This is a genomic window from Kribbella sp. NPDC026611 (genome assembly GCF_040638345.1).
GTDB lineage: Bacteria > Actinomycetota > Actinomycetes > Propionibacteriales > Kribbellaceae > Kribbella.
Map to the genome: position 1 here is coordinate 828,337 of NZ_JBEZYC010000002.1, position 19,593 is coordinate 847,929.

Sequence of the window (19,593 nt, forward strand, 5' to 3'; positions counted from 1 at the left end):
GCCTTCAGACCAGCGCCGGCCGGTGCTGGCTGGTGCTGGCCAGCGCCGGCGAGTGCCGGCCGGTGTCACGACCCAACGCCAAGGGTGAACCACCGGCATTTCACCGGCATCTCACCCGATCGCTTGTCCCGTCGCCCCGAAACCTGCCCACACCCCCTAGATGCCCGAAAGGGCAGCGTAGTTACGACCAGATCGGTCGTGGCAGGAGATGAGGGTGAGTCAGGTGTCGGGGCGGCAGGTGTCGGGGAGCCAGGTGTCGAGATGGGTTAGCTGCCGACGGTGCGTCAGGTGCCGACGGTGCGTCAGGTGCCGAGGGTGGGTCAGGTGTCGAGGGTGGTGAGGGCGCGGAGGGCCAGACGGTAGGAGTCCAGGCCGAAGCCGGCGATGGTGCCGGTGGCGACGCCGGCGACGACGCTGGTGTGCCGGAACTCCTCGCGGGTCGCGGGGTTGGTCAGGTGGATCTCGATCAGCGGCGCGGTCCGTTGGGCGATCGCGTCCCGGAGCGCGTACGAGTAGTGCGTGAACGCGGCCGGGTTCAGCACGACCGGGAGCTTCCCGTCGGCCGCTTCGTGCAGCCACCCGACCAGCTCCGCCTCGTCGTCGGTCTGCCGGACCTCGACCTCGAACCCGAGCTCGACCCCGGTCTTCTCACACACCCCGACGAGCTCGGCAAACGTCGTCGTCCCGTACTTCTCCGGCTCCCGCGACCCCAACCGCCCGAGGTTCGGCCCGTTCAGCACCAGCACCCGCCTGCTCACATCCGTCACAGCCTCACCCTAGTAGCCCAATCACCCTAGATGTCCGAGCGCCGCTAGTGGAGGCGTGAGCGCAGGGGCTGGATTCTTGCGAACGCTTCGTCCGCCTCGGCTGTCGCGGCTGGGAAGCGTTGGGCGGCGGTGCGGCCGGTTGAGAGGGCCAGCCAGTTGCGGTAGGCGAGGATGCGGCGCGTGGAGAGCAGCTGCGCGGCCAGCAGCTCCGCTGCGAGGCTTCCGCCGAGGACGTCGGAGAGGGTCTTCTCGTCGTCGTCCGCGAACTCGCGCAGCCGTGTCGCCAGCGCCGGCGTGGTGAAGACGAGCTTGTAGTACGCGAGCACCTGGGGGTGGTCGTTCAGACCGGTGGTGGGTTCGCGCGCGGCGAGGCCTTGGAAGAAGTGCTCGCGCAGGACGTCGACCGGCGGGGCCGTGGTCGCCGCGACGATGCGCGCCGGCTCACCGAGGTGGTCCAGGATCCGGTGCATCACCAGGTCTTCCTTGCTCGCGAAGTACTTGAACAGGGTCGGCTTGGAGACGTCCGCGGCGGCGGCGATGTCGTTGACCGTGACCTCGTCGTACCCGTGCTTCAGGAAGAGCGCGATCGCGGCCTCCGAGAGGGCGTCGTACGTCTGCTGCTTCTTGCGTTCGCGAAGTCCGGTCACCGGGCTATGTTAACCTAGGCAAAAGATTGACCGAGTTAATCTTTTGGGAGGACGATGCGGGACCTGAGTGCGGAGCGCGAGTACGCCGAGCGGTGCCGGGAGGCGTTGCGCCGGATGGTGACCGGCGCGCGGGAGAACGTGGTGGTCGGCGAGGACACCTGGGGCGACCGGTACACCGCCGAGCGGCTCGGTTTCTACCTGAAGACGCTGGCCCGGGACATGGGCGAGGAGGGCGACAACCCGCCGTTCTTCGGTCTGACGCGGTACGGCGACGACGCGACGGCTGCTGATCATCGCGGGCAGACGTACTACCTCGGCCGACGGCACATCTCCGACGCGATCGGGCGGCCGCCGATGGTGATCGATTGGCGAGCCCCGGTGTCGGCGGCCTTCTACCAGGCATCAGCGACCGATCCGCGCGGGATCGAGACCCGTCGGCGCTTCGGGTGGTCCGGGAACACGCTGACCAGCTTCGAGGATGAGCGACTGATCGCGGGCGAGCAAACGAACAGCGACCTGGTGCGGCGCGAGATCGAGCGAGCACGGGTCGGACCGATGCGAGACATCGTCGCGACCATCCAGCCGGAGCAGGACACCCTGGTCCGGACCGAACTCGAGGTCTCCGTCTGTATCCAGGGCGCTCCGGGCACCGGCAAGACCGCGGTCGGCCTGCACCGGGCCGCCTATCTCCTCTACGCCCACCGGTCGCGGCTGAAGCGCAACGGCGTCCTCGTCCTGGGCCCGAACCGGGCCTTCCTGCACTACATCTCCGCCGTACTCCCGACCCTCGGCGAGGTCGATGTCGAGCAGACGACCATCGACGGCATGCTCGATCACGACGCCCGGGCGACCGACTCGCCGGCCGCGGCTCAGGTCAAGCACGACGTGCGGATGGCCGACGTACTGCGGAGAGCGGTTTATTCGCGCATCGGACAGCCGGAGCATGCGGTCGTGGTCAGCGACGAGTCGTACAAGTGGCGGGTGAACCAGCACGAGTTCGCTGAGATGGTCACCGAGGCTGCGGCGGATGCGACGGCGTACCTGATCGGGCGTGATCGAGTGATCGCGCGGCTCGTCGCGGCGCTGCAGCGGCAGGCGGAGGCGCGCGGGCAGAACTGCAACGGGGTCTGGCTGCGGCGGATGGCGCGAGCGGTCACGCCGGACGTCGATGTGGTGTGGCCGAAGCTGAAGGCCGACGACGTACTGGCCGAGGTGCTGAGCGATCCGGCGCCGGCGGCCGATGGAATCTTGACCGAGTCAGAGAAACGCGCCATCGCTTGGCCGCGGCCGCGGAAGGCGAAGACCGCGCGGTGGACGACGGCGGACGCAGTACTGCTCGACGAGGTCAGCGCGTTGCTGGAGCGCGGAGCGACTTACGGACACGTGATCGTCGACGAGGCTCAGGACCTCTCCCCCATGCAGTGCCGGGCGATCGGCCGCCGGAGCGAGCACGGATCGGTCACGGTGCTCGGCGATCTGGCGCAGGGTACGACGCCGTGGGCGACGGCAGACTGGAAAACGCAACTCGGTTACCTCGGGAAGCCGGCGGCGGAGATCGTTGCCTTGACCACTGGTTATCGGGTGCCCGCGACCGTGGTCGAGCTGTCGAACCGGTTGCTCGGGCCGCTCGGCGTGTCCGTGCCACCGACCAGGTCGTTCCGCTCCGACGGCGAGCTGATCGTTCGATCGGTTGACGATCTGGCGGTCGCCTGTGTCGAGAACGTCCAAAGAGCGCTCTTGGTCGAAGGATCGATCGGAGTGATCGCAGCTGATCATCAGCTCCCGGCGTTGACGGACGCGCTGAAGGCGGCCGGGATCGAGGTGGTTGCAGCGGACGGCGACGGGCGGGTGGCCGCCGTACCGGCGAGTCTGGCGAAAGGGCTCGAGTACGACCATGTGATCGCGGTCGAGCCGGCCGAGATCGTCGCGGCCGAGCCTCGTGGCCTCAACCGGCTCTACGTTGTGCTGACGAGAGCGGTCTCCCGGCTGGACATCCTGCACAATCTTCCGCTGCCGACCGAACTCCTGGGCTGACCGCCGGACTCTTCCGGGTATGAGTCCACGATTGCTGGGGGTCACGATGCCGCAGAGGCCGAACGGGCCTGGGCAGGTGGTCGGTACCGACCGCGCGCTGTGGGAACGGTTGCGGCTGGCCGATGAGGAAGCGTTGTCCGAGTTGTTCCACCGGCACAGCGATGCCGTGTACAACTTCGCGTTCCGGCGTACGGCGTCCTGGTCGCAGGCGGAGGACGTCGTCCAGGCGATGTTCACCACGCTCTGGCGTCGGGCGCGAACCGGGCGGGTCGACGAACTGCAGCTCGACTCGGCGCGACCGCTGCTGCTGGTGATGGCCGGCTACGAGTGCGGCAACGCGCTCCGAACCACGCGCCGGCAGGCCGCGTTGCAGCAGCGGATCGAACTGGTCGACGCCGGCGGTACGGCGGAACCGGACCACTCCGCCGCGACAGCGGCCCGGGTCGACGACGAGCGCGCGATGAGCGACATCCGCCGCATCGTCGACCGGCTGCCCGCGAAACAACGGGAGGTGGTCGAGTTGGTCATTTGGTCCGAGTGCTCGATGTCCGAAGCCGCCCGCGCCCTCAGCATCCCCGAAGGCACCGTCAAGTCCCGCCTGGCCCGAGCACGTACGACGCTCGCCGGCCTCCTCGATCTCGGCCCGGAAGGTCAGTCATGATCACCAAACTCCCCGCGAACCGCCCACTCCCGCACAAGCAGGACATCCTCGAACGCGTCCTCTCGGACGACCCGAGCTCGACCGCGAACGCACCGACCCGGCACGCAGGCCATCGACGCCGTACCTGGTTGGTGCCGGTCGGCGCGGCAGCCTCGATCGCGCTGGTCGCCGGCGGCGTACTCGTTGCCACGAACCACAATCGCTCCCAGGCACCGGCCGCCGGCCACTCCCCTTCGACCGGTACGTCGGCCCACACGTCGACGTCGGCGCCTTCGAAGTCTCGACCGGCCGGGGACGTCCACATCGACCTCGGTCCGCTGTCGGCCGCGGAAAAGAAGGACGCGGCTGCGAAGTGCCTGGCTGAACTGGGCATCTCGAGCCGGGCGACGCAGCTCACCCACGCCGTGAGGGTGCGGAACTGGGTGCCGGGCAAGGAAGCGATCACGATCGCGTTCACGACTGAACCCGAGGGCCTGCGGTACGCCTGCGAGGGCACGCTCAAGGGACTGTCCGCATCGGTGGTCGGCGGCGACCCGGTGGAGGCCCGGAAGAGCAAGATCGCCCTCAACCCGCCGGACGCCACCCACCCCGCGGCGCCGACCGAGGGCAACAGCGGGTACTACTTCATCGAATTCGACAAGACGCCTGATCTGCTGGTCCGGGAGCTGTGGTACCGGGTCGACGACCGGGTCGCGTCCGTCCGCCAGCGCTGGATCGTGGGCGGCCACACCGGCCCGTGGTACGTGGGCGACGCCGTGGACGGTCTGGTCTACCTCAGGTCCTGGGACAAGTCGACGGCGTTGAAGCCCGGTGACCAGGTACGCCTCGAGACCCAGGTCCTGGACCACGCCGGCAACCTCTTGGACGCCCCCGGAGACCAAAAGGGCGGCGGCGGCCTAACCCCCACCCCCGGCACCACCCGAGTAGACACCGCCAAAGTCACCCCCGACAACTTCCGCCCCCACGCAGGCACCCTCGACATCTGGCGCTGAACAACCAACCGGTTGACCGGCGACGCCCCCACCAACCACCCGGTAAGTTGCCAGCGGCTCCACCAACCAACCGGTCGGTCGACTGGGAACGTCGTCGACCAACCGGTCGGTTGACTGGAGCGTTATCGACCAACCGGTTGGTCGTCTGCGGTTTGTTGACCAACCGACTAGCTGTCTGGCGCTTGGCCAGCCGACCGGTCGGTTGTCAGCAGCCTCGCCACCTCAACGGCGGCTACTTCCAGCACCTCGACGAGCTGACCACCGGATTAGCTGTCAGCAGCTCCGCTGACCAAGCGGCTAGTTGCCAGCGGCCTGGCCAGCCGACCGGACGGTGGACAGGAGCCTCGCCAGCTAAACGTCGAGCACTTCCAGCACCTCGACGAGCCGACCAACCCGGAGTACCTGTCAGCAGCTCGCGCTCCAGCATCTTCTACCGCTTCGCGTCCTCCTCCGCCGACCAACCGGCTCTAGTTGCCAGCGGCTTGGCCAACCGACCGGACGGTCGACAGCAGGCTCGCCAGCTCAGCGTCGAGCACTTCCAGCACTTCGACGAGCTGACCACCGGGTACTTGTCAGCAGCTCTGCCGACCAATCGGTTACGTGTCAGCAGCTCGCTGACCGGCCGGCTCGTTGTACCCGGCCTGGCCGGCCAGCCGGTTGGTTGGCTGGGTTTGTCGGCCGGCCGGGGTGGCTACCAGGGGGTGCCGGGGCCGCCCATGCGGTGGGCGTAGGGGGAGTCTTGGGTGAGGTCGCCGCGGTGGATTGGTTTGTCGGTGAAGGCGGAGGCGTAGATGGCGGCGGCGAGTTCCATGGTGTTGCGGGCGTCCGCGAGGGTGACGGGTGGCGGAGTGCCGGCGGTGAGGGCGTCGAGGACAGCCGCCAACTGGGCGGCGTGGCCGCTGGGGATGTCGGGCAGGTTGGCGGACCAGGCGTCGGCGACGTCTTCATGGCCGGGAGCCGGGGTGATGGTCCAGTTGGGGTTCTGGTAGCCGTAGAGGTGCTCAAGCTCGACGGTCGCGTTCTCGCAGTCGAAGCGGAGCTGGGAGGTCTGACGCGGGGAGACGAGCGAGTTCATGATCGACGCGACCGCGCCGTTCTCGAACGTCACCATCGCCATCGACACATCCTCGGTCTGCGTCGGCCGCGCCTGCCGGGCCGCGAGCGCGATCACCTTCTCCCATGGGCCGAGGACCGACAGCAGCAGGTCGTACTGGTGGATGCCGTGCCCCATCGTCGGCCCACCCCCCTCGACGTCGAACGTCCCACGCCACGGCACCGCGAAGTACGCGTCATCCCGAAACCACACCGTGTTACACAAGGCAACCAACGGCCGCCCCAACACAGCCCCGCCAGCGGCGGCGACACCGGCGGGGCCGGCGGGGACGGAGGTGGCGGCCGAGGCGGTGGTACTGCCGGAGGTGGCGGTGGCACCGCTGGCAGTGGTGGTGTCGGCAGTGGTGACGCCACCGGTGGCGGCGGAGGCGGGGGCGGAGGCACTGGCGGGGGCGGACATACTGCCGGAGGTGGCGGGGGCGGACGTACTGCCGGAGGTGGCGGGGGCGGACGTACTGCCGGAGGTGGCGGGGGCGGACGTACTGCCGGAGGTGGCGGGGGCGGAGGTACTGCGGGAGGTGGCGGGGGCGGCGGCGTCGCTGGCAGTGGTGGCGGCGGAAGTGGCGGCACCGGCGGACGTGCTGCTGGCGGCGGCACCGGCGGACGTGGCGGGGGCGGCGGCACCGCTGGCAGTCGCACCGGTGGCAGTGGTGGCGTCGGCGGAGGTGACTGCACCGCCGGAGACGGACTGGCCGGGGGCACCGGCGGAGCCCGTGGTACCGCCGGTGGGGGCGGAGGCGGCCGTACCACCGGCGGAGGTGGCGGTGGTACGGCCGGTGGCGGGACTCGGCGTGGTGGGGGTGAGGAGTTCTCGTAGGCGGATGGCGCCGGAGCCGAAGCGGTGTTGGAAGATGCAGGCTACTTGGGCGGAGGAGGCTGCTTCGGCTTCGAGGAGGGCGTCGAGCTCGTCGAGGGTGAGGGTGGGTGGTTTCTCGACCAGTACGTTGACGTTCGCGGCGAGGCATTCGGTGATCAGGGGTGCGTGCGAGCTGGGCGGCGTACAGATGTGGACCAGGTCGACGTGGTCTGCCGCGAGCAGGTCGGTGAGGCTGGAGTAGGCCGACGGGACGTCCCACTTCGCGGCGAACTCCTTTGCCCGCCCGAGGTCGACGTCTACGCCGGCGACGAGCTCGGCCCGCTTTCCTTGCGCCTTCACCGCCTTCGCGTGCGAATTGGCGATCCCACCGGTTCCGACGATCGCGATCCGGAAACTACGGTCACTCATATGGAAAGCCCTTTCCAAGGGTTTACCAGGATGCTCGACCGATCACCCCGGAGGCAAGCACGAGCCCACATCCTGACCGGATCTGGTCAGCCGAGCATCTCCCGATCACTCGATCACCTCCGGCGGTCAGGTACACAGCCGAGGCGGCCAGCTGCTCCGTCGTACGCCGTGGCCGGCTGCTCCGCGGTACGCCACGGTCGGCTGCTCCGTCGTACGCCGCGGCCGGCTGACCCGTCGTACGCCACGGTCGGCTGACCCGTCGTACGCCGCGGCCGGGCCGGCTGACCCGTCGTACGCCACGGACGGCTGACCCGCCGTACGCCACGGTCAGCCGCTCCGCCGTACGCCACGGTCGGCTGACCCGCCGTACGCCACGGCCAGCTGCTCCGCCGTGCGCGGCGGTCAGCTGATTTCGGTGTAGGCGGCGATTAGGAGGCTGGGGTCGGGGGCTTCTAGGATCGTGGGCTTTGCCAGGCCGTCGAGTACTACGAAGCGGAGGCGGTCGGCGCGGGTTTTCTTGTCCAGCTTCATTGCGTCCTGGAGATGCGGCCACGCGTCGGGGCGGTACGTGACGGGGAGGCCGAGGGACTCGAGGATGGTGCGGTGGCGGTCGGCGGTCGGGTCGTCCAGGCGGCCGGCGGCGCGGGCTAGTTCGGCGACGAAGACCATGCCGATGCTGATGGCGGCGCCGTGGCGCCACTTGTAGCGTTCGAGGCGTTCGATCGCGTGGCCGAGGGTGTGGCCGTAGTTGAGTGCCTCGCGGCCGATCTTGCCGCCGGCGGTCGTGGTGCGCTCGCGGAGATCTGCGCCGACGGTGTCGGCCTTGACCTGGATCGAGCGGGCGATCAGCTCCTCGGTCGCGGCGTACGACGGGGTGGTGGCGCCGGACGGGTCCTTCTCGACCAGGTCGAGGATCACGGGGTCGGCGATGAAGCCGCATTTGACGACTTCGGCGAGGCCGCTGACGTAGTCGTTGTGCGGCAGGGTGTCGAGGGCCGCGAGGTCGCAGAGTACGCCGGCGGGCTCCCAGAATGCGCCGACCAGGTTCTTGCCCTCGGCGGTGTTGACGCCGGTCTTGCCGCCGACCGCTGCGTCGACCATGCCGAGGAGGGTGGTCGGGATGTGTACGACCTTCACCCCACGTAGCCACGTCGCGGCGACGAACCCGGCGAGGTCGGTGGTCGTCCCGCCGCCGACGCTGACGATCGCGTCCGAGCGGGTGAAGCCGGCCTGTCCGAGTACGGACCAGCAGTACGCGAGCACCTCGGCGGTCTTCGCTTCCTCCGCGTCGGGGATCTCGATCGCGTGCGCGGTGTAGCCGGTGCCGGTCAGGTCGTCGCGGATCGCATCACCCGTCGACCGAAGTGCTCTCGGATGGATGACAGCAACCCGCTGCACACCTTCACCAAGCAGCCCCGGCAACTCGCCCAACAAGTTGTTGCCAACAACAACGTCGTACGGCGCCCCAGCCGCTACCCGAATCCTGATGGGCTCGGACGTCATCCGAGGTGCTCCTGGATCTCGTCGGCGATTTCGGCTGGGGTTTTCTTGTCGGTGAGGACTGTGAGGGTGGCTACTTCGGTGTAGAGGGGGCGGCGGGCTTCCATGAGGTTGCGGAGTTGGGTTCGGACGTTGCCCAGGAGGAGGGGGCGGGCGACGCTGAGGCCTACTCGGCTGGAGGCTTCGGCGAGGGTGACGTCCAGGTAGATGACGGTGTGGTTGGCCAGGTCGGCTCGGGTTTCGGGATCCAGGATGGCGCCGCCGCCCAGGGACAGGACCTCGCCGTCGGACGCGAGTGCCGCCACGATCGCGGCGCGTTCGAGTTTGCGGAAGTGGGGTTCGCCCTCGTCGACGAAGATCTCGGAGATGGGCTTGCCGGCTTCCGCCTCGATGTCGGCGTCGGTGTCGCGGTGCGGGACGCCGAGGCGGGTGGACAGGAGGGCCGCGATTGTCGACTTGCCCGAGCCCGGTGGGCCGACCAGGACGACGAGCGGGCTCACTCCCACTCCCGCGGGGCGATCGTCTTCGGCAGGTTGGCGAGGTACGTCTCGTGGTTGCGCGCCGTCTCCCCCACCGAGTCGCCGCCGAACTTCTCCAGCGAAACCTCCGCCAGCACCAGCGCGACCATCGCCTCGGCCACGATCCCGGCCGCCGGTACGGCGCAGACGTCGGAGCGCTGGTGGTGCGCCGACGCTGCCTCCCCGGTCGACGTGTCGATGGTCCGCAACGCCCGCGGCACCGTCGCGATCGGCTTCATCGCGGCTCGCACCCGCAGCGTCTCGCCGGTGCTCATGCCGCCCTCGGTACCACCCGAGCGGCCACTCGTGCGCCGGACGGCACCATCGGAGGCCACGATCTCGTCATGGGCCTTCGACCCCGGCATCCGCGCGAGCTCGAACCCGTCGCCGAGCTCGACACCCTTGATCGCCTGGATGCCCATCAACGCACCGGCCAGCTTGGAGTCGAGCCGCCGGTCCCAGTGCACGTAGCTGCCGAGCCCCGGCGGCAGACCGTCGACCACGACCTCGACCACGCCGCCGAGCGTGTCCCCGGCCTTCTGCGCGGCGTCGATCTCCGCGACCATCTGCTTGCTCGCGTCCGGGTCCAGACAGCGGACCGGATCCGCGTCCAGCGTGGCGACATCGGAGTACGCCGGGATCACGCCGTACGGCGCTTTGACCGTGCCGAGCTCGACCACGTGGCTGACGATCGTCACGCCGTACGCCTGGCGGAGGAAACGGGCCGCGACCTCGCCGAGCGCCACGCGGGCGGCGGTCTCGCGGGCACTCGCCCGCTCGAGCACCGGCCGGGCCTCGTCGAACCCGTACTTCTGCATCCCGGCCAGGTCCGCGTGGCCGGGCCGCGGCCGGGTCAGCGGGGCGTTGCGGGCCAGGCCGGCGAGCGTTTCCGCGTCGACCTGGTCCGGGCTCATCACCTGCTCCCACTTCGGCCACTCGGTGTTGCCGACCTGGATCGCGATCGGGCTGCCGAGCGTGCGTCCGTGCCGGAACCCGCCGACGAACGTCACCTCGTCCCGCTCGAACTTCATCCGGGCGCCGCGGCCGTAGCCGAGCCGTCGACGAGCCAGGGCGTCGGCCACGTCGTCCGTGGTCACCTCAACGCCTGCGGGAAGACCTTCGAGTACGGCGACGAGCGCTTGTCCGTGCGACTCGCCGGCGGTGAGCCAGCGCAGCATGCCGCAATTCTTCCATGCCCGGCCCAGCCCCCGGACAGCGGTCTCACCAGCCCGAGGTCAGCTGCAGGTCGCGGGGGTCTGGGTGGCGGAGGGCTCGCGGACGGCGAGGACGGCGTTGAAGGTCTTCACGATCGGCGAGCAGCTGGTGGTGGCGTGGGCTGCCTGACCGCCGGCGATCGCGGCGCCCGTGAGGGCGGTGGTGGCGAGGGCCGCCACGGCCAGGCGCCCGGCGGTACGACGGAATGCGGTGGTCATCATGCGCTCCTTCGGAGGACTCGATTCGTTCTACCCACGACGTTATGGGTCGGAGGCCGCCGGGAAACTGGCTCTGGAACCCGTCTTCGGGGTAGCGCTGGCACCACCCCCGATAGGGTCCTGGCATGACTCGGGAGGCGGAAGAGACGTGGCGGTCGCGGGTCCGCGGGTGCCTGCTGGGCGGTGCGATCGGCGACGCGCTGGGTGGTCCGGTGGAGTTCCAGGACGCGCGGACGATCCTGGCCGAGCACCCGGACGGCGTCCGCAGCTTCGTCTCCGGCGGCCCGGGCTGGCCGGAGGGCACGATCACCGACGACACCCAGATGACGCTGTTCACGGTCGAGGGGCTGATCCGGGCGAGTGTCCGCACCGACCGCGGGCTGGGGTTCACGGTGGGCGTCGTACAGCATGCGTACGACCGCTGGCTGGACACGCAGCTGCTGTCCGGGCCGAGCGGCGACCGGGATGGCTGGCTGCAGGCTGAGCAGTGGCTCTACGTACGGCGTGCGCCGGGCAACACCTGCCTCAGTGCGCTCACCGAGGCCCGCAAGGGTGAGCAGAAGATCCCGCAGTTCGGTGCGGAGGCGGTCAACGACTCCAAGGGCTGCGGTGGGGTGATGCGGGTCGCGCCGTTCGGACTCCTCCCCCAGCCGGCCACGACGGAGTGGGTCTTCGACTCGGCCGCCACCGCTGCGGGCTACACACACGGGCATCCGACCGGCAAGCTCGCCTCAGGTGCGCTGGCGGCCATCGTCCACGAGCTGTGTGCCGGCGCCACGCTCGACGCAGCCCTGGACACGACCACAGCTCTGCTCACGCAGCACCCGGGCCACGAGGAGAGCAGTACGACGCTCGCGTTCGCCCGGCACCTAGCTGCGACCGCTCAGCCCGGACCGGTCACGGTAGAGCGGCTCGGTGGGGGCTGGGTCGCGGAGGAGGCGCTGGCGATCGCGGTGTACGCCGCCTTGGCCTACCCGGCGCCTGAGCAGTTCCTGGACGCCCTGGCGCTTGCCGTCACCCACTCCGGCGACAGTGACTCCACCGGAGCGATCTGCGGCAACCTGCTAGGCGCCCTCCATGGCGAGACTGCCCTACCTGCAGAACTCGTCTTCACCGTGGAGGGCCGCCCGGTCATCCTTCAACTGGCCGACGACTTCGCCCTGGAGTTCACCCGGGCCACGCGACTGCACGGCGACTACGGACCGCACACCGCGTGGACCACCCGCTACCCCGGCTGGTGACTCACCTGGATGGCTCGATCGACAGCGTGTGCCGGAAGACGTTGCGCGGGTCCCACTTCGTCTTCACTTGCTGGAGCCGCGGGTAGTTGCCCAGGTAGTACAGGTCGTGCCACGGCACGCCGGACTTGTTGTACGCCGGGTCGGCCAGGTCCACGTCCGGGTAGTTGATGTACGACCCCGCGTTCGTCGCGTTCGGCACCGGTACGCCGCCGGTCGCGGCGTACAGGTCGGCGTACCACTTCCGCGTCCACGCGAGCTCGGTGTCGTCCTCGGCCTCCGACGACCAGCTCACCGCGAGCACCATCTTCGCGACCACGTCCCGCTGCGCGGTGGCCGTCGCGTCCGGGCGGACGGTGTTGACCTTCCCGCCGTACGGGATCAGCAGCGCGGTCGTCTCGGCGGTCTTGTGGTCAGGGTCCTGCAGGCCGCGGTAGATGGTCTCGATCTGCGCGTCGGTGTAGCCCTTGCGCAGGTAGCCGGCCTTCCACTTGTTCCGCGTCGTGTTCGGCGCCTCGGCGATCGAGCGCTGGATCGTCCGCTGCAGGAACGGCCCTTCCAGTACCTCGATCACCTGCGGCTTCGGGTCCAGGCCCTCGAGCATCGCCGCGTGGAAGGTCTTCAGCAGCCCGGCCGCGTTCGGCGCAGACGCGTCGATCTGGTTCGACATCAGGAAGTTGCCGGCAGCAACGGACGTCAGCAGGAACGGCGCGTAGAGCGTCGCGTACGGCGAGTCCGCCGTGTTGTGCGCCACGAAGAAGTCGAACCAGTTGCGTACCGCCCGGACGAACCCGGCCTGGTCGATCTTGGACCAGTCGTACAAGATGATGCTGGACAGCAACGCAGCCGGTGCCTTGGGCAACGACTTCTCCGGCGTCCGCCCGTCCGAGCCGGCCGACCGCATCAGGTACCGGGTGACGACGCCGAAGTTCCCGCCGCCACCACCGGTGTGCGCCCACCACAGGTCGCGGTACGCGTTGTCCCGCGTCGCGACCACCGACCGTGCGCGGCCCCGGGCGTCCACGACCACGACCTCCACGCCGTACAGGTGATCGACGACCGAGCCGTACTTCCGGGATAGCGGCCCGTACCCGCCACCACTGAAGTGCCCGCCCACCCCGACACCGAGGCAGCCGCCGCCGGGCACCGTCACACCCCAGCCGTAGAACAGCTCCTTGTAGACGGTCTCGAGGATCGCACCCGCACCGATCGAGAACGCCCGGTACCTCGGGTCCCACGTCACCTCGTCGTGGGTCGACATGTCGAGCAGCACCTCGACCGCGCTGTTGTCGACGAAGTCCTCGAAGCAGTGCCCACCACTCCGGACCGCGATCCGCTTACCGGTCCGGACGGCCTCCTGCACGGCCTGGACGGCGTCATCGGTCGAGTGGATCACCCGCGCGTACTCCGGTCGCGCGGTGAAGCGCTTGTTCTGGCCACGCTGCACGAGGTCCTGGTACCGCGCATCGTCCGCGCGGATCTTTCCACTCGGTGCGGCAGCCGGCGCCGCGGACGCAGTACCCGGGATCGCGAGTGCGGCGCCCGCGACGGCGGTTCCGGCCAACAGGCCACGACGGCTGACTGGCATAACTTCCTCCCCAGATCGAATGCTTCGACCCTAGAAAGCAAGGCATCGCGCGCACATCCACCATCCGGCTGAGCCGGCGCATCAGCTATCCGGCGTACAAGCCCGCCAGCGGCGGGCCGAGCACCACGCCGGCGAGCGCGCCGACCAGCATGAACGGCCCGAACGGGACCATCTGCTTGCGGGTCATCACCCGCGCCGCGATCAGCACGATCCCGACCACCGCCCCGAGGAAGAACCCGCCGTACAGCCCGGACGCGAACTCGCCCCACCCGAGCCAGCCCAGCGCCAGCCCGAGCAGTCCGGACAACCGCACATCCCCGAAACCGACCCCGCGCGGGAACGCGAACCACAGCAGGTAGAACACCCCGAACCCGATCGCCCCGGCGAGCGCCGCCCGCCACAACGCGTCCCACTCCCCCGACACCAGTGCCGCCGCCAGCAACGCCACCCCGACCACGAGGTACGTCGGCCAGATGATCACCGACGGCAGGAACCGCGTCCGCGCGTCGATGTACCCGAGCACCGCACCCGACACCGCCAGCACCAACCACGCCGGGAGTACGACGTCCATCCCGAGCAGCCACCCGAGCAGCCCACCCGCTAGCGCGGCCACCCCACCACACCAGTACGCCGCCCGCGGACCGGCCAGCGACGCGTACGGGATCTTCGTGTCGCCCTCGTCCAGCACCGGCTCGGGAATGCGCCGCATCAGCCACGGCCCCAGCAGGTACGCCGCCGGCCCGCACACGAGCACGCCGATCCCCGCAGCGAGCAATCCGTGGTCAGCCGGCACGAAGCACGAGCCTAGACGATCAGGCTCGTCTCCGGGCACGCCCTGTGGACAACCGCCAGACCAGAACCACCACCGCACCGAGCAGCACGACCAGAACGCCGATCGTGCTCCACGACCCGTCGTTGCGCGTCACGTAGTCGACCCGCTGGAAGCTGTCGTCGTTCGCAGCGGCCGCGAAGGTGAAGTCGTCGCTGATCCGACCCGGCTCGTTGTACGTCGCGGTGTAAGCGGTCAGGTAGTCAGCCGGAGCCGTGAGCGCGGCGTCCTCGACCCTGCCTGCGAACAGCAACTCGGGCTTGACCTCAGCCGATGGCGACTTGGTCGCGTCGACCCGATGCGCGGTCGCGACGTACACCGTCACGGTCTGCGGTGTCGTCGCGCCTTTGCTCAGCCTCATCGGGTACACGATCCGGTCCGACGCGAACGTCAGCTTCAGCGGCGGCGTCGCGCCGTACATGGTCTCGCCGGCCCGCTTCGGCGCGAGCTTGACCGCGACGATCTCCCACTTCTCGCTCAGGTACGGCGTGAGGTTCGCGGCCAGCGTGGCCGGTACGACGTACCCGTTCGTGCGCAGCCAGTCCGTGACCGCGGACCCGCTCGACCCGTCCAGTCGCGCGACCTGGAACGGCCCGAGCACCATCTGCTGCCGGACGTTGACGCCCGCCCCGGGCGCCGCAGCGCTGCCGGCGGAGTCGCTGCGACCAAGGCCGACGTTCCGGAACGGCCAGTAGGTGTGACGAATGACCGTCTTCGGCCGGGTCAGCTGGTTCAGCCGATAGAACAGCTCGCTGTCGCCGAGCTCGACCTTGGCGGCGGCCGGGACCGGCATGATCCAGGCGGCCTTCTTCGACTCGCCGTTGATCGCCATCGAGAGCGTGATCTGCTCGGTCCCGGCGTCCTGCCGGACGAACGCGTTCTCGCCGTATGCCCTGGCCCGGGACTGCGCGTCCGGCAGGTAACCGCCGCACGCGCAGGCCCAGGCGGGCGTGACTCCGATGCCCAGCACAGCCAGTGCCAGGACGATGCGCCAAAGCCTCACGCGCTAGACGATGGTGTACGCGGTGTGGAAGAAGTTCGTGGGGTCGTACTTCTTCTTCACTGCCCGGAGCCGGGTCAGGCTGGCGCCGTAGTAGGTGCTGACCGAGCGGTAGTTCTCCAGGTAGTTCACGTACCCGCCGGCGGAGTAGGCCCGCACCGCACGGTGTCCGTTGGTGATGAAGGTCTGCCCGGCGGTGCTCTGGGCCGAGGTGTACCACTGGACGACGCCGAGCGCGGTCCGCCACGGCCACGCCGCACCGCCGGCCGGCTGCTTCGCCGCCTGGCCGCCGAGCGGGTCGAGGATCGCGGACGCCGGAGTCTTCGCCCGCGCGGCCGCCTTCACCGCGCCGATCAGGGCGGCAATCGTGGCCGAGTTCATCGGGCCTTTGATGACGTCGGAGCCGGCCAGGAAGCGCGTCCGCGGGCTGGTCGTGCCGCCGCCGAGGTACTTCACCGCCTCCATATGCGTCTTCACGGTGATGGACCGGGTCGTCGCCTTGACGCCGACGAGCTTCTCCAGCTGCGCGGCGGCGGCGGACGCGTTGCCGGTGGTGGAGACGCCGAGGACGTGGACCGACAGCGTCCCGTTGCTCACGGCATCGATGTGCAGGTTGCCCCAGGAAGTGATCGGCGCGGTCGCGGCGAACTTCTGCCAGCCCGCGACCACAGCGGCCGCCTTCGACTCCGGCCAGGTCAATCGGAAGAAGCCGAGCTTCGTCGCCGGGATCGTCGAGATCCGGAACGACGTGACCACGCCGAGGTTGCCGCCACCGCCACCGCGCAGGGCCCAGAACAGGTCCGGCTCCACGGTCGCGCTGACGTTGTGCGGCTTGCCGTCCGCGGTGATGATGCCGATCGACAGCACCCGGTCGCAGCTCAGGCCGAACGCGCGGGTGTGGACGCCCATCCCGCCACCGAGCACCAGGCCCGCGATGCCCACGGTCGGGCAGGTCCCGGTCGGCAGCGCGCGCCCGTACTTGTCGAGGAACGCGTGCACGTCGTACAGCCGGGCGCCGGCGCCGACGGTCAGCACACCGGCCGAGTAGCTCATCCCCCGGAGCGCGCCGACGTCGACCTGCATGCCGTTGCTGATCGTCGAGGCGCCGACGTACGAGTGGCCGCCGCTCTTCGGGACCAGGACGAGTTTGTTCGCGCGGGCGAAGTTGATCGACTTCTGCACGTCGGTCGCGTTCGCGGCCTTCACCACGGCGGCCGGCTTGACGGTGTCCCAGCGCGGGTTGAACAGCAGGTGCGACGACGCGTAACCGGACGACGCCGGCAGGTACAGGCGGCCCTTGAGCGAGCGCGCGAAGCTGTTCCAGTTCGGCGCGGCGGCGGCGGTGAGCGCGTCCGCGGTGCCGGCGCTGGCGGTCTTCGGGTCCGAGCAACTGGTCAAGGCGACGGCTGCGGCGGCGCCACCGGCCTTCAGCAGCGTACGACGGTCAAACTGACTCACGATCCCCCAACTCCTCACGGGCTGCGGCCCTCATGGCCGCCAGAGGAGCCGGCGACCTACCGGTCATCATCTCTACCTGGAGGGTCGCCTGGTGCACGAGGAGGTCAAGCCCGTTCAACAGCTCTGTACCGATCCGGTGCGCCGCGAGCGCGAGCCTGGTCGGCCAGGGGTGGTACGCGACGTCGAACACCACCGGCGCGACGCTCGCGAAGTGCTCGGCCCAGGGGTCGACAGCGCCGCCGGGCAACGTGGACACACACAGGTCGAAGCCACCGATCTGCTCCACCTGCGTGAAGTCCGCCACCGACGTCCGGAGTCCCAACTCCGCGGCGAGGTCCCGCAACCGCTCGGCCTTGGCCAGGTCGCGGACCACGACCGTCACCTCGGTGACCTGCATGCCACGCAGAGCCGCGAGCGTCGAGGCGGCCGTCGCGCCGCCACCCAGCACGACCGCCGACTCCGCTGCCGTGATGCCACGCTCGGCGAACGCGTTCACCAGCCCGGGTACGTCGGTGTTGTGCGCGGAGCGCGTTCCGTCCGGCTCGAACAGCATCGTGTTGGCGGCGCCGATGAGCTCCGCGACCGGATCGACCCTGTCGACCAGGTCGAGCGCGACCCGCTTCAACGGCATCGTCAGCGACAGCCCCCGTACGTCGTCGCCGAGCGAGGCGACGAACCCGCGCAGCTCGTCCTCTTCGACCTCGAACGCGTCGTACCGCCAGTCGAGACCGAGGGCAGCGTACGCAGCCCGATGCATAGCCGGTGACAACGAGTGCGCAATCGGCGAACCGAGGACGGCGCAACGCGTCACGGGGCCTCCCGTCCTGGACTGAGGAGCGGAGGGAGCGAAGCGACCGGAGCGACGAGGGAAGGACGGGAGTCACAGCCCCGTGACCCCGCCGTGCCGGAGGCGCGGCAATCCAACACCGTCATCAGCATCGGCCCTTATGGGCTTGGCACCAGGCCTGCAGCTTGGCCACGTTTGCGTCGTGCTCGGCCTTGGTGACGGCGAAGGCGGTCTCGCCGGTGTCGAGGTTGACCAGCGTGAAGTACTTCCAGTCGCCCTTCGGCGCGTTCAGCGCGGCGCTCAGCATCTCCTTGGTCGGCGAGTTGATCGGCGTCGGCGGCAGGCCCTCGTTCAGGTAGGTGTTGTACGGCGACTGGTACTTGCGCTGCTGCTCGGAGGTGAAGACGCCACCGTCCTTGCCGACCACGTAGTGCACGGTCGAGTCCATCTGCAGCCGCATCCCGGCCGCCAGCCGGTTGTAGATCACCCGCGCGACCTTGCCGTAGTCCTGCTGCCGGTTCGTCTCGCCGCCGATGATGCTGGCCACGATCACCGCCTGGTACGGATCCAGCTTCTTGTGCTGGGCGACCTGGACCAGGTTCAGGTCCTTGGCGATCGAGGCGTACTTCGCGGTCATCAGCTTGAGCATGACGGTCGCGTTCGCGTTCTTCGGCACGTCGTACGTCGCCGGGTAGAGGAACCCCTCCGGGTTGCCGCCGGCGTACGACGGCAGGCCCAGCGCGGCGGGGTGGTTGATCGCGTTCGCGGCCTGTCCGGACGGCAGCTTGAGCTTGGTCTGCAGGATCACCGCGACCTCGCCCTTGGTCTTCCCGGACGGGACGCTGACCCGCATCACCTTGATCGACTCGGCCGTGTTCAGCATCAGCGCCAGCGCGGCCTTGGCCGACATGTGCTTGTGCAGCGTGTACGTCGCGGCCTGGAGCTGCAGCGACCGCGGGTCGTCGCGGGCGACCCGCTCGAAGGCGCGGGCGCTCTTCACGACTTCCTTCTTCTCCAGGGTGTCCGCGATCGACGAGACCGCCTGGCCCTTGGAGATCTCGACCTGCACCGTGCCGGTGCCCTGGCCCTCGTAGTCGGGGGCCGCGAACACCTTCTCGATCGCGTCCTTGCCCTTGCCGAAGCCGACCACGGCGCCGGCGATGATCGAGCCGACGACGACCAGCGAGATCAGGCCGGCGAAACAGCCGAAGGCACGCCGGCCGCGGGCCCGCTTCCGGTTCGCCCGGCGCTCCATCCGGGTCTCCGGGCGGAGCCCGAGCCCGGTGCCCAGATCCTCACCCTCGTTCGTGTCTTCGTCCACCGATGGTCCGTTTGTCACAGGGGCCTCCCGGGCGGGTTGCCGGTCTCGCGCTCGAAGTCGAGTGCGTGTTGCAGAATCACCACAGCCGCGGCCTGGTCCACCACCGCGCGCCGCTTGGGACCCTTCTTGCCCCGGTCCCGCAGCATCCGCTCGGCGGTGACCGTGGTGAACCGCTCGTCCACCAGCCGCACCGTCAGCCCCGAGTCGCCGTCTTGCACCAACTTCCGCACCTGCTCCGCCGTCTCCCGGATCTTCGCCGCGGCCGGTCCCTCGCCCCCGGACAGGGAGCGCGGCAGGCCGACCACGATCTCGAACGCCTCCAGTTCGGCGGCGAGTGCGGCGATCCTACCCAGATCCCCGGGTCCGCGGCGGACCGTCTCCACCGGGGTGGCCAGGATTCCGTGCGGATCGCTGCTGGCGACGCCGATCCGGGCGTCCCCGATGTCCAGCGCGATCCGCACGCCGCGTCTCATCGGCGGCCA

At 69.6% G+C, this 19,593-nt stretch carries 19 protein-coding genes; 4 read left to right on the forward strand and 15 right to left on the reverse strand.

All coding sequences use genetic code 11. The features are described 5' to 3' along the window. Positions 1 to 320: 320 nt before the first annotated feature. Positions 321 to 758 (reverse strand): type II 3-dehydroquinate dehydratase, encoded by a 438-nt coding sequence (gene aroQ / locus AB0E69_RS09950; RefSeq protein WP_360143016.1) that lies wholly within the window; start codon positions 756 to 758, stop codon positions 321 to 323. Between the two features lie 53 nt (positions 759 to 811). After that, complete coding sequence (locus AB0E69_RS09955; protein ID WP_360142264.1) at positions 812 to 1,414, reverse strand: helix-turn-helix domain-containing protein; 603 nt, start codon at positions 1,412 to 1,414, stop codon at positions 812 to 814. Positions 1,415 to 1,468: 54 nt separating this feature from the next. Between AB0E69_RS09955 and AB0E69_RS09960 the strand changes: the two genes are divergently transcribed. The 3 genes from AB0E69_RS09960 to AB0E69_RS09970 are packed head-to-tail and all read left to right on the forward strand — an operon-like array spanning position 1,469 to position 5,101. Continuing rightward, positions 1,469 to 3,448, forward strand: a complete 1,980-nt coding sequence (locus tag AB0E69_RS09960) for an AAA family ATPase (protein WP_360142266.1) — start codon at positions 1,469 to 1,471, stop codon at positions 3,446 to 3,448. Between the two features lie 19 nt (positions 3,449 to 3,467). Next, complete coding sequence (locus AB0E69_RS09965; RefSeq protein WP_360142268.1) at positions 3,468 to 4,109, forward strand: RNA polymerase sigma factor; 642 nt, start codon at positions 3,468 to 3,470, stop codon at positions 4,107 to 4,109. Continuing rightward, entirely contained in the window at positions 4,106 to 5,101 is a 996-nt protein-coding gene (locus AB0E69_RS09970) for a hypothetical protein (RefSeq protein ID WP_360142270.1), read from the forward strand. Before AB0E69_RS09965 ends, AB0E69_RS09970 begins: the two co-directional genes overlap by 4 nt. A gap of 691 nt (positions 5,102 to 5,792) precedes the next feature. Here AB0E69_RS09970 and AB0E69_RS09975 read toward each other — a convergent pair. The 6 genes from AB0E69_RS09975 to AB0E69_RS10000 form a co-directional block, all read right to left on the reverse strand. After that, positions 5,793 to 7,439, reverse strand: a complete 1,647-nt coding sequence (locus AB0E69_RS09975; RefSeq protein WP_360142272.1) for a Gfo/Idh/MocA family oxidoreductase — start codon at positions 7,437 to 7,439, stop codon at positions 5,793 to 5,795. Between the two features lie 113 nt (positions 7,440 to 7,552). Next, the gene (locus AB0E69_RS09980) at positions 7,553 to 7,789 is read right to left on the reverse strand and encodes a hypothetical protein (protein WP_360142274.1); all 237 of its coding nucleotides are present in this window, start codon (positions 7,787 to 7,789) and stop codon (positions 7,553 to 7,555) included. 52 nt (positions 7,790 to 7,841) lie between these two features. Continuing rightward, the gene (aroB, locus tag AB0E69_RS09985; protein WP_360142276.1) at positions 7,842 to 8,942 is read right to left on the reverse strand and encodes a 3-dehydroquinate synthase; all 1,101 of its coding nucleotides are present in this window, start codon (positions 8,940 to 8,942) and stop codon (positions 7,842 to 7,844) included. After that, positions 8,939 to 9,439 carry a shikimate kinase gene (locus AB0E69_RS09990; RefSeq protein ID WP_360142278.1) on the reverse strand — a complete coding sequence of 167 codons (501 nt, stop codon included), beginning with the start codon at positions 9,437 to 9,439 and terminating at the stop codon, positions 8,939 to 8,941. The genes aroB and AB0E69_RS09990 overlap by 4 nt, the downstream gene beginning before the upstream one ends. Further along, entirely contained in the window at positions 9,436 to 10,635 is a 1,200-nt protein-coding gene (gene aroC, locus AB0E69_RS09995; protein ID WP_360142280.1) for a chorismate synthase, read from the reverse strand. The genes AB0E69_RS09990 and aroC overlap by 4 nt, the downstream gene beginning before the upstream one ends. A gap of 57 nt (positions 10,636 to 10,692) precedes the next feature. Continuing rightward, the gene (locus AB0E69_RS10000; protein WP_360142282.1) at positions 10,693 to 10,890 is read right to left on the reverse strand and encodes a hypothetical protein; all 198 of its coding nucleotides are present in this window, start codon (positions 10,888 to 10,890) and stop codon (positions 10,693 to 10,695) included. 125 nt (positions 10,891 to 11,015) lie between these two features. On the opposite strand from AB0E69_RS10000, the gene AB0E69_RS10005 reads away from it, so the two are divergent. Further along, positions 11,016 to 12,131 carry an ADP-ribosylglycohydrolase family protein gene (locus AB0E69_RS10005; protein WP_360142284.1) on the forward strand — a complete coding sequence of 372 codons (1,116 nt, stop codon included), beginning with the start codon at positions 11,016 to 11,018 and terminating at the stop codon, positions 12,129 to 12,131. A 1-nt stretch (position 12,132) separates the two neighbouring features. Here AB0E69_RS10005 and AB0E69_RS10010 read toward each other — a convergent pair whose 3' ends face one another. From AB0E69_RS10010 to ruvX, 7 genes are all read right to left on the reverse strand, one after another. Then, a complete protein-coding gene (locus AB0E69_RS10010; RefSeq protein WP_360142286.1) occupies positions 12,133 to 13,716 on the reverse strand; it encodes a BBE domain-containing protein in 1,584 nt (527 codons plus the stop codon). Positions 13,717 to 13,801: 85 nt separating this feature from the next. Further along, positions 13,802 to 14,509, reverse strand: coding sequence for an A24 family peptidase (locus AB0E69_RS10015; protein WP_360142288.1), 708 nt, complete (start codon positions 14,507 to 14,509; stop codon positions 13,802 to 13,804). Between the two features lie 19 nt (positions 14,510 to 14,528). Continuing rightward, entirely contained in the window at positions 14,529 to 15,548 is a 1,020-nt protein-coding gene (locus AB0E69_RS10020; RefSeq protein WP_360142289.1) for a DUF2330 domain-containing protein, read from the reverse strand. Positions 15,549 to 15,551: 3 nt separating this feature from the next. Next, on the reverse strand, positions 15,552 to 17,003 hold the full coding sequence (locus AB0E69_RS10025; RefSeq protein ID WP_360142291.1) for an FAD-binding oxidoreductase: 1,452 nt from the start codon (positions 17,001 to 17,003) through the stop codon (positions 15,552 to 15,554). Further along, a complete protein-coding gene (locus AB0E69_RS10030) occupies positions 16,990 to 17,814 on the reverse strand; it encodes a shikimate dehydrogenase (protein ID WP_360142293.1) in 825 nt (274 codons plus the stop codon). Before AB0E69_RS10030 ends, AB0E69_RS10025 begins: the two co-directional genes overlap by 14 nt. A gap of 121 nt (positions 17,815 to 17,935) precedes the next feature. Beyond that, entirely contained in the window at positions 17,936 to 19,111 is a 1,176-nt protein-coding gene (gene mltG, locus AB0E69_RS10035) for an endolytic transglycosylase MltG (protein ID WP_360142295.1), read from the reverse strand. 14 nt (positions 19,112 to 19,125) lie between these two features. Then, complete coding sequence (ruvX, locus tag AB0E69_RS10040; RefSeq protein WP_360142297.1) at positions 19,126 to 19,584, reverse strand: Holliday junction resolvase RuvX; 459 nt, start codon at positions 19,582 to 19,584, stop codon at positions 19,126 to 19,128. Between the last annotated feature and the right edge of the window lie 9 nt (positions 19,585 to 19,593).